The following is a 15,818-nucleotide window of genomic DNA, read 5'->3' on the forward strand; positions in this document are numbered from 1 at the left end:
CTGTTGTTTAAACGCCCCCGGGGGGGGGGGGGGGGGCCCCGGGCGGGTTTTTTTTTTACCCCGGCGGGGGGGTGGGGGGGGGGGGGTGGGCCGAACGGGGGGCCCACCGCCACCGGTTGGTGGGCGCGCGGAGGGAATCGTGAACGTGGGAGAGCAGAGCGTCATGGCGAATCGTGGGTCGATCGAGGACGGCGTGCTCGCGCTGGAGCCGCGCGTCGGCGAACGCTGGTGGGGCGGAGCGAGCGCCGACGGTCGCCGGATGCCGTTCACCGACGGGTACGAGATCGACCTGCGGGATGTGAAGGCCAATCAGGGCATGCCGGTGCTGCTTTCCGACCACGGCCGATGGGTGCACTGCACACGGCCGTTCACGTTTCGGATCCGGGAGGGACGGCCGGTGATCGAGGTCCCCGGGAGGTCGGGGGCCGCGGAGGCCGGTGAGGGCTTCGGGGCTGCGGACGCGGATGTGGTCGTCGATACGGGTGTGGCCGCAGGGGGCACGTTGCGGGACGCGTACCTGGAGGTGATGCAGCGTCACTACCCGGCCACCGGTGGGCTGCCGGACCCGTTGTTGTTTACCGCGCCGCAGTACAACCTGTGGATCGAGACGGTCTTCGAGCCCACCCAGGACAAGGTGCTCGCCTACGCGGAAGACCTGCTGCGGCACGGATTTCCGCCCGGCGTGCTGATGATCGACGACCGGTGGAGCGAGGACTACGGGACCTGGACCTTCCACCCGGGACGCTTCCCGGACCCGGCCGGCATGGTCGCGCGGCTGCACGAACTCGGCTTCCGGGTGATGTTGTGGCTGGTGCCGTACGTGACCCCGGACTCGCCGACCTGCCGGCAACTCAACGATCAGGGGCTGTTGATCCGCCGCCCGGACGGGTACTTCGGCGTGCACGCGTGGTGGAACGGCTACAGCGCGGGGTTGGACCTGCTCGATCCGAACGCGACCGGCTGGCTGCGGGCGCAGTTGACGGAGCTTCAGGAGTCGGTCGGCATCGACGGGTTCAAGTTCGACGGGGGCGACGCGCCGTTCTGGCGGGCGCTCGGTGTGGCCGACCCGGAGGCGTACACGCACGCGTGGAACCGATTCGGCGCGCAGTGGCCGCTGAACGAGTTCCGCGATTCGTGGCGGGCGGCCGGGTTGCCGCTGGCCCAGCGCCAACAGGACAAGTACCACCTGTGGGAAGGACGATTCGGGCTGGAGAGCCTGGTCCCGAACGCCCTCGCCCAGTCGATCACGGGCCACGCGTTCACCTGCCCGGACATGATCGGCGGCGGCGAGTTCCGCTTCGTCCCGGGCCCGGACGGCGAAGGCTTCGACCCCGAGCTGTTCGTCCGATACGCGCAGACCGCCGCGCTCTTCCCGATGATGCAATTCTCCGCGGCACCGTGGCGGGTGCTGGACGCGGAGCACCTCGACGCGTGCCGGGCCGCCGCCCGCCTGCACACCGAGCTGGGCCCGGAGATCCTGACCCTGGCCCGCGCCGCGGCACACACCGGCGAGCCGATCCAGCGCCCCCTCGACTACGCCTTCCCGGGCCGGGGCTACGCCGCCGTCACCGACCAGTTCCTGCTCGGCGACACGATCCTGGTCGCCCCCGTGACCACCAAGGGCGCCCACTCCCGCAAGGTCACCATCCCCCCGGGCACCTGGCAGGCCGACGACGGCACCACCCACCACGGCCCCACCGAGATCACCGTCGACACCCCATTGACCCGCCTCCCCTGGTTCCGCCGCATGCCCACCACCCCCGACCTCACGCAGAGGTGACCGGCCCCACGCCCCAACGGCACGAACCACCCCCACGGATTCGGTAGGCTGTCCTCTCGCATCCGGGCGCATAGCTCAGTTGGTTAGAGCACTGCTCTTACAAAGCAGGGGTCGACAGTTCGAGTCTGTCTGTGCCCACCCTGGTTGACCTGCGGTTTTGCTCAATGCGGACGCCCATCAAAACGTATGGGTGTCCGTTTTGTTTCCTGCTGGGGCCGTATTGGGGCCGAAATAATGCAGTGCCCGCGATTTCTTGCTGCGGGCTTCTGTGTGGCTGTAGCGCGCCCCAGTCCAAAGATGTGATCGGGAGCCGCCTGCCGCACGGCTTGCAAGAGGTCTCGCCCTCGACCGCTGGTAGACCATCGAATCAAAAGCCGGCACACGGACTGACAGGGGGACGGCCCTGCCAGACACACGCCGCATCGTCGACGGGCGCTACGAACTCCTCGGTCGCCTCGGGCGAGGTGGCGACGCATCGGCAGGATCAAGGTTGGCGTGACCGCCACCTCGGGCCCGATCTCGAGATCCGCGATCGAGCCGTATGCCTCGTTTGGTCGTCGTGCGCGTGCGGGACCCGCCCTTCCCCGTCGCCGCCACCGTCGTTAACGTTCTCCCATGTCCCGGCTGGTGGATCTTCCTGGCTATCTCCGGTTGTGGACCGCCTCTACTGTGTCGTGCTTCGGCACGTACGTGACCATCCTCGCGCTGCAGATCCTCGCGGCCGTGACGCTGCATGCCACCGCCTTCGAACTCGGCGTGCTGAGCGCGGCGCGTTGGTTGCCGTACCTGCTGTTCGGTCTGGTTGCCGGAGTGCTCGTCGACCGGTACCGACGCAAACCCATCCTCGTCGGCACGGACCTGGGCCGAGCGGCTCTGCTCGGCATGATTCCTCTCCTCTACCTCGCCGACCGGCTGACAATGACCGCGCTGGTCGTGTTCGTGTTCGCGTTCGGCACGCTGTCGCTCGTGTTCGAGGCCGCCAATCAGTCCTATCTCCCCCGATTGGTGCCGCGCGAACTCCTCGCGTCCGCCAACGCGCGGCTGCAGCAGTCCGATTCCGTGGCCCAGACCACCGGGCCGCTGCTCGGCGGAATCCTGGTCAAGGCGGTCGGCGCGCCGGTGGCGATGCTCGTCGACGCCGCCTCCTACCTCGCCTCCGGTCTGCTGCTCGCCTCGATCACGGACCCCGAGCCGGTCCGGCGGGCGGAGCGCAGAGACCTGCGGGCCGAACTGCGCGAGGGCCTGTCCTGGGTCTACCGGCATCGAACACTCGGCCCGATGGCCCTGACTTCCCACGGCCGGTTCCTGTTCACGGGCATGCTCAGCACCGTCTATGTGCTCTATGTTCTGCGCGAGTTGGACATCGGTGCGCTGGGTCTGGGCATCACCTACGCCTGTGCCGGCGTAGGCGCGGTCCTGGGCACCACGTTCTCCACGTGGGCGGGCCGCCGGTTCGACGTCGGCCCGACGATGGTCGCGTCACGCGCCCTGGCCCCCCTGGCCTGGATGGTGGTGCCGCTGACCACCGCCGGGCCCGGTGCGCTGTGGGCGGTCTCGGCGGCCCAGTTCGTCCTCTGGCTGGGCCTGGGAACCGAGGGCCCCACCGAGATGGGCTACCGCCAGTCCGTGACCCCCGACCGCCTGCAGGGGCGGATGAATGCCACGATTCGCTCCCTCAACTGGGGAGTGATCGCCATCGGCGCGCCTCTCGGTGGACTCCTGGCCGACACCGCCGGATACCGCACCGCCCTCTGGATCGCCATCGCCGGACTTGCCCTGTCAGTCCTCGCCCTGGCGTTCTCCCGATTCCGGGACGCCACACTCGCCGACGCTCTCGAAACCGCGCCGGGTGCATGACCGAGGAAGTGGGCTCCACTCACGATGTGGTTCCGCCGGTCAGCGGCGGCTGAGCGCGGCGGCTTCGCTGCCGAAGCCGACGACGAGCCGGTCATTGGGAGCAGCGGTTACCGAGTGGACGGGCATCGGGAACAAGAGTTCTCGTCCGGCCTGTCGGAAGGTGGTCGGATCCCAGACCCGCATGGTGCCGCGCAGGGTGGGGTAACTCCTTCCTCGGTGTCCGTCGGTGATCGCGTGGGGACGTCCGTCGATCACCGTGGTGGCCACCAGTCGGACACGGTCGCTGTGGTCGGTGAAAGGCTCGCCCACCTGCCGGTCGGCGGTCACATCCCCGGAAGCCGGGGTGTGAAAGCCGTGCCCGCCCATTCTCCGCCGCTCATGCCCGGGACGACGAGTTGCGTTATCGAACGGGTTCGTTCGTGCGCGGGCGAGGCGGACGATCCAGACGGATCCGGGGACGCGGACACCGTCGGCGGCTTCGAACTCGGTGAGCGGGTCGGGAGCTTCGCCCCCGACCCGGGCGATGACGGTCAGCCGTTTGCGCTCCGCGTTCCGTTGTGTTGCCGGACCAGCAGGCTTCCCAGGGCGGTGCGCTGGTGGAGGACCGCGCGTCCGGCGCGGACCGTGGTGATCAGGCCCGCGCCGCGCAGCGCGGCCGTGTGGGCGGAAGCGGTGGCGTTGCTGACGCGCAGCCGCCGGGCGAGTTCGGGTCCAGCCGGGGCGGTCCTCGTTCCTCGATGTCCAGGCCGCAGAAGCCCGGCGGGAACGGCAAAGCCAGGTGCACCGGACCGCCTCCGCCGCCTGCCGGTCCGACAGGCCGAGCAGGAACTGCAGCACGCAGACGGTGGCCAGTCGGGCGGGTGAGAGCCCGGGACGCCCGGCGCGCGGATACCGGCGCGCGAAGTTCTCGTCGCACCACAGTCCGTCCAGTCGGTCGCTGACCCGCATCGCCGTGGTGCCGGCCGGGTTGCTCGTCCGTGCGATCTGCGCGGTCGAAGACGGGACTTGCCCACCCGAACGGGGACGGAGCGAAACGGACACCTCGGCAGCCGCATCGATCTACGAAACGGCCCCGAGTATGCCTGCCGATCATGCTCGCGCACCGGGAACACCAAGTCCCGACAGGGTCACGTTCCGTGGCCGTGAAACAACCGCTGCACACGGTCGGTGGTGACGTGACCGGGCGCACGGCGATCACGCCGGTTGGAGTTGCGGTTCCAGCTGCTCCGCCGGCGCGGCCTTCGGGTCCCACACATTGGTGGTCCGCACATAGGCGTAGATAACCGAGGCCATCGCCAGAATAAGCAGTGGTCCAAATGCCCACGGATAGCGTGCCATCTCCATCGGCAGATAGCGGTACGATACCAAGAGCATTGTGAAAACCGTCGCGCCGTAGATGACCAGGCAAATTCCTTGCCAGTCCCAGCCGCGGTTCAGCGAGCGCATTCCAGTCTCGATTGTGAGCGCAAAGACCACACCGGCCACGAGGTCCACGCCGTAGTGGTAGCCGAATCCCAGCGTGGCCGCGAGCGTGGCAATCAGCCAGAACGTTCCTGCGAATCGGATAAACCGCGAGCCCTTGCGAGAGTGAACGAAAATTATGGTAGCCCACGCTGTGTGCAGGCTGGGCATGCAGTTGCGAGGGGTGATTTCGTCGAACTGCATCGAGACTGGCGTACTGATCGACGGCGGCGTGTTCGGCCACAGGTCGGTCACTGCCCAGGGCCCGCCGTCGGGGCCGTAGGCGAAGACCGGTCCGACCACCGGGAAGATCATGTAGATGCTCGGCCCGAGCAGGCCGATGGCCAGGAAGGTGCGCACCAGGTGATGGCCCGGGAAGCGGCGCTCGACCACTACGTGTCGCAGTTGGTACAGCGCAACGATGGCCGCTGCCAGGGGAAGCTGACCATAGACGGTGCCGAGGACATGGGAGCTGATCGGGTCGGTGGCCGCGACCATCCGGCCGGCCAGCCACGACGGGTCACTCAACGCGTGATCGGCAGTCGCCACGTACTGGTCGAGCACAGCCGGGCGGGTCTCCGACGTGATGAGCAGCCAGGTGGCGCCGGTTTTGTGGCCTGCCACCAGCAGCAGTCCCAGTCCGGCGCCCTTCAGCATCAGGACGCGTTCCCCGCCGGTGCGGCGCGTGAGAGCAAAGACCGCACAGCCAAAAATCACCCACAACGCGCCGTTGCCGTAGTTCATTCTGGCGTCGACCACCCACCGCACCAGCCAGAAGGCGATGTCGATGCCGATTGCCGCACCCACCGCAATAAACCGTTGCCGCCAGGTGAGCACCACCATCATCAACGTCAAACCGGCATACAGCAGCTGTCCCGAACGGGGAGCAAATATCAGCTCGCGCCCCTGGCTGGTGATCGGCCCCGGTAGACCGTAGCGACGTGCGAAAATCTCCATGGTGATGAGAAATCCGAGGACCGCCACTCCGACGGCGCCGCACCGAATCGCCTGCGGCCGGCGCCGCACGGCGACCATGGTTCTGCGACTTATTCGCGAAAATATTCGCGATATTATGAATGTCAATTACTTGGCCAATTTATTAGAGTTTAGTAACATATCGAAATCCACCAGTGCACTGCAGCCGTGCTCCATTATCGCGGGCGCGGCTTGCCCAGGTTCTCGGGGGCGTTCGGCGCACGTCGGTTGCAGGCCCCTGGCTGTTCATCACGTTGTTGCGCTTCGCCGATCACGCGGTGACGGGTGGTGCCGCTCAGTCCCCGAACCACCGGCGGTGGGGTGGATGGCGGCGCTGGAACGATGTCACGCCTCGCGCACCGGGGCCAGGGCGACATCGAGCCTGAGAGGGGTGGGAACCTGGTTGGCCCCGAAGTCGCCATGAGTTGATCCTGTGGTGATTTGTCGCAGTTCGACGGACTACGTGAGGCCCGGGGTACAGCATCCCTCTGTGGTACCTCCCGTCACCACCCCATCGGCACTTGCAAAGCAGGGGTCGACAGTTCGAGTCTGTCTGTGCCCACCCTGGTTGACCTGGGTGTTTATCTGGTTCGGGCATCCATCCAACCAGATGGATGCCCGTTTTGATTCCGGCCGGGGCCGGATTGGGGCCGAAATAGTGCAGTGCCTGCACTATCCGGCTGCCGCCACATCACCGTGTGAAGGCGTAGAGCTGCTCTGGGCCGGCCGGGACGGGCGGGGTGCGTTTTGTGGCGGGTGGGGCTTTTGGGGTGCGAGGGCAGCGGGGCGTCGGAAATCGACGGTTGTGCCCCGTTCGGGACCTGGTGGTTGCCGGCTGCGATGGCTGTGGCGCGCGGTCGGGTGGGCCGATGTCAGGGGTTGATGATGTCGACGAGTTCTGCTGCGGCTTCGAGGTCGGGGCGGCCGTGGTGGAGGGCGCGTAGGCGGATTGCGTGGGCTCGGCGTTGGAGGTCGTCGGCGTGTTCGGCGGCGTACATCGCGCAGGCGCGGGCCTCGTCGGGGGAGCCGTCGGCGAGGGCCAGGACGGCGGTGAGGACTGCGGCGTTGGCGTCGTGGTTCTCCAGGACGGGTGGGCAGGCCGCGAGCACGGCTGTCATCCAGGGCACGTCGGCGTGTTCGATGGCGTCCAGGGCATGGTTGGCCGCGACGGACGGGTCGGTGAGCAGGGCGAGTACGTCTGCCGCGGCCATGTGTTCGCTGAGGTCGAGGATGGCCCGGTGTCGGCGTGAGTCGACGGTGTCGCCGGCTGCGGTGAGGAGTTGCCGGACCGCCGGGGTGTGCAGCTCGTCGGCATGCTCGGCGAGGAAGCGGATCGAGTCGTCCCAAGTCGGCGTGTCGAGCCAGGCCTTCACGACCGCTCGGCGTTCGTTGTCGTCGCGACCTTCGGCCAGGAACGTGGCGACACCGAGTCGTGCGATGGCGTCGAATGTCTCGGCCAGGCGGCCGAGCGCGGCGTGTCCCGGGTACAGGGACTGCGCCGCGTCGAGGTCGGTTCTGCCGGCCGCCGTCCGAAGCCAGGTGGAGTTTTGCGTGACGAACGCCTCGACGCCGGCCCAGGTCTCGATCTCGGCCCATGCCTCCAGGAGGGCGGCGCATTCGTCGTCCGGATGGAATACCGCCCAGGCCGGTAGCCGCTCGTCCCGGCTTTTGCCGAGCAGCACCACATCGCGGATCGCCCGTCGTGTCAGTCCCAGGCGATGTGACGATCCTTCATAGGTTTCAGCCGCTGCTTGGACCAGTTGATCTGTTGCCTCGGAAGATCTGTCGCTGTCCATCAGATATCGGGCGTAGCGGGTGCGCAGTTCGGCCATGGCGATCGGGGTTGGCCTCAGGTCGTCCAAGACGCCCAGCCAGGTTGCTTTCGTCAGGCCGGCATCCGTCTGCAGGAGCGAAAAGTTCTCGAGGGACATGGCGAGGTCGGGGAGGAAGGCTGCGGGGTCGTCCTGGGCGAGTGCGCGGTGGAGGTCGACGGCCTCGGTGATCGAGGTGAGCGCCGCGTCCGGGCTTCCATTCTCGGACTGGCAGTTCGCGAGGTTTGTGAGGGACATGGCGAGGTCGGGGAGGAAGGTTGTGGGGTCGTCTTGGGCGAGTGTGCGGTGGAGGTCGACGGCTTCGGTGATCGAGATGAGGGCTGCTTTTTGGTTTCCGGTTTGGGACTGCTGGACCGAGAGGTTGTTGAGGGACGTGGCGAGGTGGGGGAGGAAGGTCGCGAGGTCGTCCTGGACGAGTGCGCGGTAGTGGTCGACAACCTCGGTGATCAAGGTGAGGGCTGCTTTTTGGTTTCCGGTTTGGGACTGCTGGACCGAGAGGTTGTTGAGGCACATGGCGAGGCGGGGGCGGAAGGTCGCGGGGTCGTCTTGAGCGAGTGTGCGGTAGTGGTGGACCGCTTCTGTGCTTGAGGTGAGTGCCGCGTGACCGTTCCCGGTCTTGAACCGGCAGTTCGAGAGGTTGGTGAGGGATGTGGCCAGGTGGGGGAGGAAGGTCTCCGGGTTGGCGTCGGTGAGCGTGCGGTAGTGGTCGACGGCTTCGGTGCTGGAGGTGAGTGCCGCGTGCCGGTCCCCGGTCTTGATTTGGCAGGTCGAGAGGGTGTTGAGGGAGGCGGCGAGGTCGGAGAGGAAGGTGGCGGGGTCCGCCTGCGCGAGCGGGCGTTGCAGTCGGACGGCTTCGGTGCTCGAGACGAGTGCCGCGTCCCGGTTCCCGGTCGCCGACTGGTGGTTCGAGAGGTTGGTGAGGGACGTGGCGAGGCGGGGGAGGAAGGCTGTGGGGTCGGCTTTGGCGAGTGTGCGGTAGTGGTCGACGGCTTCCGTGCTTGAGGTGCGGGCCGCCTCTCGGTTCCCCGTTCGCGACTGCTGGACCGAGAGGGTGTTGAGGGAGGAGGCGAGGTCGGGGAGGAATGCTGCGGGGCCGTCCTGGGCGAGTTCCCGGTAGTGGCCGACGGCCTCGGTGATCGAGGTCAGTGCCGCGTTCGGGTTCCCGGTCTCCGACTGGCAGTTCGCGAGGTTGTCGAGGGACGCGGCGAGGTCGGGGAGGAAGGCTGCGGGGTCGTCCTGGGCGAGTGTGCGGTAGTGGTCGACGCCCTCGGTGACCGAGGCAAGTGCCGCGTGCCGGTCCCCGGTTGCGCGTTGGCGGCTCGAGAGAGTGTTGAGGGAGGCGGCGAGGGAGGGGAGGAAGGTTGCGGCATCGGCCTGGGCGAGTGCCCGGAAGTGGTCGACGGCCTCGGTGGCCGAGGCAAGTGCCGCGATTCGATCACCGGTTACGCGCAGGTGGTTCGAGAGATTGTTGAGGGACATGGCGAGGTCGGGGAGGAATGCCGCAGCGTTCGTCTGTGCGAGTGTGCGTCGGAGCTGGACGGCTTCGACGATCGAGATGAGTGCCGCGTCCCGTTTCCCGCTCTCGGATTGCCGGTTCGAGAGGTTGTTGAGGGACGCGGCGAGGTCGGGGAGGAAGGCTGCGGGGTCGGCGTTGGCGAGTGTGCGGTAGTGGTCGACGGCTTCGGTGCTTGCGGTGAGCGCCCCGTTTCGGTCCCCGGTTGCGCCCCGGCAGGTCGAGAGGTTGTTGAGGGCGGCGGCGAGGCCGGAGAGGAAGGTTGCGGCATCGGCCCGGGCGAGTACTCGGTAGTGGTTGACGGCCTCGGCACCCGAGCTGAGCGCGGCCTTCCGGTTCCCGGTCTCCGACTGGCGGTTCGAGAGGCCGTTGAGGGCTCCGGCCAGGCCGGGGAGGAAGGTTGCCGGGTTCGCCTGGGCCAGTGCGCGGTAGTGGTCCACGCCTTCGGTGGCGGAGAGCAGCGCCGCATTGTGCTCACCGATGTCCGCTTGTCGCGGGCTGAGGCGTGTCAGTTGCGCGGCGAGTGCTTCCGTTGGCGTCGCATTGTCGTTTCGTAAGTCCGTCAGGCGGCGTACCTCGACATCGTGCGCGAGGTGGACCAGGCCGGTGTGAGCCTCCGGCAGGGCACGGGCGAGTTCGTCGAGCCAGGTTGGTGTCCTGGGTCGGCGGACCGCGAGTTCCAAGGTGGCGAGGGCGGCGCCGCCCTGTGCGGAGGCGACCGGCAGGACCGCCTCCCATCGGTTTGCGCCTGCATCGATCCAGGTGAGGAGACGGGAGTTGGCGGTTTCGGGGTCTGCGGCTGCGGCGCGGTTGAAGTGGAGGAGGGTCTGATGCAGTGGGTCGGGTTCGAGGCCGTTCAGGACACGTTCGAGAAGGGCGGGGTCGTCCGCGAGCCGCTGGATGGTGAGGTGGTCGCCGATCGGGTCGGGGCGTACCACCAGGGGTTCGCCGACGCCGGGGCGTAGGCAGGTGGTCAGGGTGGTGCGTACCTCCTCCCGCCATCGGCCGTCGTCCGACAGTTCCTCGACCGCGCGGAGCGCCGCGTGGGCCTGGGCGTCGGTGGTGGGTGCGCGCAGGGTCAGGCAGGCCGCCGCCCGGGCCAGGACGGCGGTGGGGGCTTTGCGGGTGCCGGTGAGGTCCTGGTGGGTCTGGGCCCAGTAGCGGCGTTCGTGGTCGAGTACCTCGTCGTACAGGTCGCCGCGTGTGGCGGGCAGTGGGCCCTCGCGGCGGGCGGCGAGCAGGCCGAGTAGCACGTAGTCGAGGGTGGACCACCGGTCGGGTACCAGTGCGTCGAGTGTCGTGTCCTGCGGCGTTGTGCCCGGATCCCGCGGCGCGGCGTAGGCGTCCATGGCGCTGCGGAACAGCCTGCTGCGGGCGGGGTGTTCGGAGGGCAGGCGGAGGCGGAGTTCGTCGCAGAGTTGTCCCCTGCGGGTCCAGGAGGCGCGGAGGTCGTCGAGCCAGTCGCCTTCGACGGAGCGGGCGGTCATCACGACGGCCGCAGGGGCGCCGCGTCGTAGGCCGAGGATGCGCAGGAGTTCGCGGGTGCGGTCGGAGGCGGCGTCGGCGTAGTCGACGACGATCAGGGTGGGGGTGACGACGGCGCCGAGCCAGTCGAGGGGTTCGTCGCTCTTGAGGTAGCCGGTGTACCAGTCGTGGCGGGTGCGCATGCGCTGGGCGAGTTCGAGGGCGAGGCGGGTTTTGCCGGCGCCGCCGGGGCCGTGCACGACCGCGATGCCGGTGCGGCGGCCGGCGGCGACGGTGTGGCACCAGTCCGCGAGCACGGTGAGTTCGTCCCGGGCCTCGAAGGGCACGATGCCGTAGTCCGCGCGCAGGAGTTGCATCGGCGTGCGGGCGGCTTCGGGGACCGTGTCCAGGCTGATGTACGGCTCGCGCAGCGGGTCCCCGGCCGGGCGGCTGGTGGTGGGGTGGACGCTCTGGGCGCGCCATAGGCGCTTGACGTCAACGCCGACGCGCCATGCCCAGGACGCGGTGCCGGCTTCGTCGGGGAAGGGCGTGTAGTGGGTGGCGGAGCGCGCCGCCTCGTCGAAGTCGGCGTTCAGGCCGCGGGTGGCGGCGGTGGGCAGGCCCCGGGCGATCCCGACCGGGTCCACGAGCACGAGCGGGGGCCGGCGGCCCGAGGGCGAGGGACGGGTGAGCCCGCCCCACGCGGAGGGCGGGTTGTGCCACACGCCCGAGGGCTCCACGGGGTGGGGGGCGTCGCGGACCCACACGCCGAGCAGCGCGTGGGACGCGCCGCCGCTCGTGGAGTCGACGAGCACGACGATCGGGTGCAGGCCGGCCTTGAGGCAGGCCCCCGCCATGACCAGGGCGAGGTCGAGGCAGGTGCCGCGACCGGGGCTCCACAGGACTTCGCCGGGTTCGCGGATCACCTGGCGGCCGGAGTCGGTGGTGGGTTCTTCGTGGTCGTAGAGGATGCCGTGTGCGGCCAACGCCTCGTAGACCGCCCGAAGGTGGGCGATGGGGCTGTTCAGGAGCGCTTTGGGAGGCAGTTCGTGGACCAGGCCCGCGACCTCGTCGGGTACGACGTATCGGGCCAGTGCGGCGTCGTCGCCGGTGAGGCTCCAGGTGGGCCAATCGCTCACGGGGCGACCACCGCGACCAGGTCGCGGGCGGTCAGGTCGCCGGCACCCGGGACGGCTTCGGCATCCACAGTGATCTCATACACCCCCACCGGCTGCCCGGCGAATTCGCCCACGTACGCACCCGCGGTCGAGTCCGCCGTCAAGCACACCTCGATTTCCGGCGTGCCCGGCGGGGCATCGGCGGGCCGCAGGGTCGCCCATACCTCCACATCGGCCGGGGGACCGGCAGGCGCGTCCTCGCCGCGAATGGCGACCTGGACCGACAGCGGGCTGCGTTCGGCGTGGACGTCGTCGATGTCCAGGCCCAGCGTCGTCTTGTGGCGGTCGCCTCGGACAGCGTCCAGCGGGCGCCTTTCCGCGTAGGGCACGAGCATCGGTGCGACCCACGCGGCGGCGGACATCGGTCCGTGCTTCTCGGCGACGCGCATCGCGATCGTGTTGTGGCCGCTCATTTCCTGCGGCACCGCCGAGCACGCGGGGACGGTGCCGTCGCCGAGTTCGTCCTCGCGGCCGGCCAGGTCCAGCCAGGTCGGCTGCTCGCCCGTGATCCGCAGGGCCTTTCCGTCCCAGTGGGCGACCCCGTCGGTGGCGTGGCTCCACCCGACCCGGGGCACCATTTCCGTCGTGCGTGGCAACACGTCCCACGCCTTCTTGATGTCTGCGTGCGTCCGTGCGCCGGTCTCGGCCCGCGAGCGCAACCATTCGATCGGCAAGTCCTTCGGGTACAGGGATATTTGAGCCGAGTCATCCCACACCGCCGGGTACTGGGGGAGGAGTTCGGCGATCGACGGCCATCGGGTGAGGGCTCCTTTCGGGCCGCCGATGCCGGGCCGGAGCGGGATGCCGTTGACCATCCAGCGGAGAGCCGTGGGCGCACCGCGATGGGGTGTACCGAGGGTGACCAGGGACCGGCACACCCGCCGGCCCTCCAACGGACCGAGCCAGTAGCGGGCCACCAGCCCACCCATCGAGTGCGCCACCACCACGACGCGTCCCGCCCGTTCCTTCTCGCTGCAATCCTTGAGCCGGTCGTGGACGTCGGCGGCCAGGCGGTGTGCGGCTTCGACGACGCTCAGCCGGAAGTCGTAGGGGAACAACACGACATCGGCGGCGAGGTCGCGGGTATCGGGGTGTCCGCAGTCCACGACAGCGCCCGCACCCACCTCCTTGATCAGCCGCTCATAGCCGTGGACCGGCGTCCAGCCGAGCAATCGCTTCGACGTGATCAACCCGACCGGTCGCAGCGCGATGTCGGGATCGAGCCGGCCGGGACGCAGGAACGACGCCGCGATGTCCCCCAATCCCGCGTCCCACACCCGCCGACCCGGCCGCTTGCCGGACGGCGGTTCCTCCAGAACACTCCCCCCGATGCCCGGCAACACGTACACCAACTGCCGACGACCCATGCCCGTCCCCCTTCGCTACAGCCACACGACAAACCGCCGGATCGCCCGGAACCGGTTCATTGCTGGCCACACCGTAGAATCCCCGCTCTCGCCTCCGCCGGGAATCGCACACATCGCAAGATGCTCTTCACCGGTTCGCGAGCTCGGGCAGGCGTTTCGCGGGGGGCGGATCATCAACACGCCAGTGGAAGAACGGTGTTCGGACGCAACAGGCGGCGGCCATGCTCGACGGCGACCGCAACCGCGCCTTTACCGCGTTCGGCCCCATCAACGTCAGCGTCCACAGGGTGTCCCTCGCCCTCACGCCGGGCGACGCCGGGCAGGCTGTCGAGGCGCCTGCGGTGTCGACGTCGCGGGCCTCGAAGCGGCCGAGCGTGGGGCGGTGTTCCGGCTCGACGTCGCTCGGGCTCTCGCCGTCTGCGGACGCACCGAGCGGGCCGGCATCGCCCTGCCCGCGGCGGAGGAGCAGCAGGCACCCGAGGAGATCCGCTCCCGCACCGTCGCGCGGAACCTCATCGGCGAGTTGGTGCGTCGCGACGAGTACGGTCGCCTCCCGGAGCTGCGACCCCTGGCCGTCCGATCGGGAGTACCCCTGTGAGCGATCGAGTCCTGTACCTGGTCGTGTGCGCGGCCGGGCCGGCGCCGCAGGTCGGTGTCCTTGTGGAGGCGGCCAAGGGACGAGGTTGAGACGTGTGCACGATCGCGACGCCGGCGGCCGAGGGCGGCGGGTTCGTCGATCCCGCAGCCATCGAAGCAGTGACCGGCCGCCCCGTCCGCCACCGCTATCGGCGGGCGGACGAGCCCGGTCGGTGGCCGAAGGCGGACGCCGTCGCCGTGGCGCCGATGACGATGAACACGGTCACCAAGTGGGCGGACGGACACGCCGACACCTACGCCCTGAGGGTTCTCACCGAGGCGATCGGGCTCGGCTTGCCGATCGCCGCCCTGCCGTTTTGGAACGCCGCCCAGGCCGCCCACCCGCTGTCGACCGGGCCGTCGCGACCCTTCGGGAATGCGGGGTCGAGGTCCTGTACGGCACCGACGGGTTTCGGCCGCACCCGCCGGGCACGGGCGGCAGCCGCATCCCGACCTACCCGTGGGTCCGTGTGCTCGATGCACTGGACCGGCGCGCGGCCGGCGGGTAACCCACCCGTGTGCGCCGGCTACCGATTACCACCCGTGCGGTGTCACCCTGGCGGCATGGACGAGCAGACCACCGACCCCCGTCGGCCCCGGCACACCATCGGCTTCGGCGGCACCCACCACGCCACCCCCGCCGAGATCCGCGCCGAACTTCCCGCCGACCTCCGCGACGAGTTCGAAAAGGAGTACGGCCAGGCCCTGGACACCGCCCGCGACAGCGGAGACCTCCAGCCCCTCGCCGACATGCTCGGCCCCTGGCAATCCGAGGTCCGCATGCGCCGCAGCCCCGACTGGCCGGAAACCGAAGAGACCATCCGGCGGATCAACGCCGGCCTGCCCGTCGACACCGTCCCGGCCGACCGCACACAGTGGGGAGACCACCCGTGAGCTACAGCGTCGAGTCCACCTACACCGTCCAGCGCTGGCTCAAAGGGCAGCCGGCCCACGTGACCGGCGCCTACGACGACATGACCCGACGCCTCGCCTCCGACCCCTGGCGAGTCGGCTCGCCCACGCGCTCCGACAACATGCGCGAGTATGCGTTCTGCGTGGAGGGCACCGCGACGTTCATCATCGAGGATCGATGCGTGACCGTCACGATCGTGCAGATCAGCTGAGCAACGGGGCGTTGTGGGACCCGCCTCGTAGAGTGTCGAGATGCACGACGAGCACATCGCCCAGGCGACCGCCCGCCGGGAAGTGGCCGACGGCGCCGTCGAAGCCCGCGTCGCAGATGGAATGACGAGCTCGCGTCCGAGGACGACCGTCTGTTCCGAAGGATGGCCGTAATGATCACCCAAGGTGCGCGGTTCACGGAGGATTGTGGTCACTGTGGTGGGGTCGTCGAGGGGTGGTTCGCCCAATTCATGGACGACGAAGTCCTGCACTGGGCCGTGGATCGGTGTTGTGGGAGCTGTGGGGTCGTCATCGACGACGAGGGGGTGGACCCGGCGCCGGATTTCGTCAGAGAAGCAATTCTGGCCGAGCACGCTGCTCGGAGACTCGTGGTCGGGGACTCTTCTCGGGCGAAAGTCCAGTTGCTCAAGGCATTTCGCGCGGTATCCCAGGTCGACCTCAGGACCGCGTCGACGATGACGAGCCAGGCCATGGCGTCCGGTTGGTCCGGGACCCACCTGGAGGTCGAGTTCCTCGCGAGCATCCTGAGGAACGCAGGGGTGGCAGGCGTAGCGGTGGAGGTTGTCTCCCCGCCCCTCCCCGCACCGTAGGTATGGGATCGCCGGCGCCCGG

The 15,818-nt window shown here is 69.0% G+C and carries 10 protein-coding genes, 1 tRNA gene and 2 pseudogenes; 7 read left to right on the top strand and 6 right to left on the bottom strand.

What is annotated here, in order from left to right:
* The first annotated feature begins 139 nt into the window (after positions 1-139).
* The 3 genes from ACFXMF_RS05260 (at position 140) to ACFXMF_RS05270 (ending at position 3,637) form a co-directional block, all read left to right on the top strand.
* Positions 140-1,780: a glycoside hydrolase family 31 protein gene (locus ACFXMF_RS05260; RefSeq protein ID WP_360310505.1), complete on the top strand. Its 1,641-nt coding sequence runs from the start codon at positions 140-142 to the stop codon at positions 1,778-1,780.
* A gap of 64 nt (positions 1,781-1,844) precedes the next feature.
* Positions 1,845-1,918: transfer RNA gene (locus ACFXMF_RS05265), tRNA-Val, on the top strand.
* Positions 1,919-2,395: 477 nt separating this feature from the next.
* Positions 2,396-3,637 (top strand): MFS transporter, encoded by a 1,242-nt coding sequence (locus ACFXMF_RS05270; protein WP_379989973.1) that lies wholly within the window; start codon positions 2,396-2,398, stop codon positions 3,635-3,637.
* 39 nt (positions 3,638-3,676) lie between these two features.
* On the opposite strand, the gene ACFXMF_RS05275 is transcribed toward ACFXMF_RS05270, so the two are convergent.
* From ACFXMF_RS05275 to ACFXMF_RS05300, 6 genes and pseudogenes are all read right to left on the bottom strand, one after another.
* A complete protein-coding gene (locus tag ACFXMF_RS05275; RefSeq protein WP_379989974.1) occupies positions 3,677-3,964 on the bottom strand; it encodes a hypothetical protein in 288 nt (95 codons plus the stop codon).
* Between the two features lie 203 nt (positions 3,965-4,167).
* Positions 4,168-4,341, bottom strand: a pseudogene (locus ACFXMF_RS05280) (ArsR family transcriptional regulator); the annotation flags it as partial.
* 124 nt (positions 4,342-4,465) lie between these two features.
* Positions 4,466-4,585 (bottom strand): annotated as a pseudogene (locus ACFXMF_RS05285) (hypothetical protein); the annotation flags it as partial.
* A gap of 246 nt (positions 4,586-4,831) precedes the next feature.
* Positions 4,832-6,133 (bottom strand): phosphatase PAP2 family protein, encoded by a 1,302-nt coding sequence (locus ACFXMF_RS05290; protein ID WP_360310454.1) that lies wholly within the window; start codon positions 6,131-6,133, stop codon positions 4,832-4,834.
* A gap of 812 nt (positions 6,134-6,945) precedes the next feature.
* Entirely contained in the window at positions 6,946-12,021 is a 5,076-nt protein-coding gene (locus ACFXMF_RS05295; RefSeq protein ID WP_380020535.1) for a hypothetical protein, read from the bottom strand.
* Positions 12,018-13,427, bottom strand: a complete 1,410-nt coding sequence (locus tag ACFXMF_RS05300) for an alpha/beta fold hydrolase (protein WP_379989971.1) — start codon at positions 13,425-13,427, stop codon at positions 12,018-12,020. The genes ACFXMF_RS05295 and ACFXMF_RS05300 overlap by 4 nt, the downstream gene beginning before the upstream one ends.
* Positions 13,428-13,809: 382 nt before the next feature.
* Between ACFXMF_RS05300 and ACFXMF_RS05305 the strand changes: the two genes are divergently transcribed.
* The 4 genes from ACFXMF_RS05305 (at position 13,810) to ACFXMF_RS05320 (ending at position 15,796) form a co-directional block, all read left to right on the top strand.
* Positions 13,810-14,025, top strand: a complete 216-nt coding sequence (locus ACFXMF_RS05305; protein ID WP_379989970.1) for a hypothetical protein — start codon at positions 13,810-13,812, stop codon at positions 14,023-14,025.
* A 602-nt stretch (positions 14,026-14,627) separates the two neighbouring features.
* A complete protein-coding gene (locus ACFXMF_RS05310) occupies positions 14,628-14,957 on the top strand; it encodes a DUF6247 family protein (RefSeq protein ID WP_360310444.1) in 330 nt (109 codons plus the stop codon).
* On the top strand, positions 14,954-15,187 hold the full coding sequence (locus ACFXMF_RS05315; RefSeq protein ID WP_379989969.1) for a hypothetical protein: 234 nt from the start codon (positions 14,954-14,956) through the stop codon (positions 15,185-15,187). Before ACFXMF_RS05310 ends, ACFXMF_RS05315 begins: the two co-directional genes overlap by 4 nt.
* Before the next feature lie 171 nt (positions 15,188-15,358).
* Entirely contained in the window at positions 15,359-15,796 is a 438-nt protein-coding gene (locus ACFXMF_RS05320) for a hypothetical protein (protein ID WP_379989968.1), read from the top strand.
* Positions 15,797-15,818: the final 22 nt, after the last annotated feature.

Source organism: Embleya sp. NPDC059213, assembly GCF_042754445.1.
Classification (GTDB): Bacteria; Actinomycetota; Actinomycetes; order Streptomycetales; family Streptomycetaceae; genus Embleya.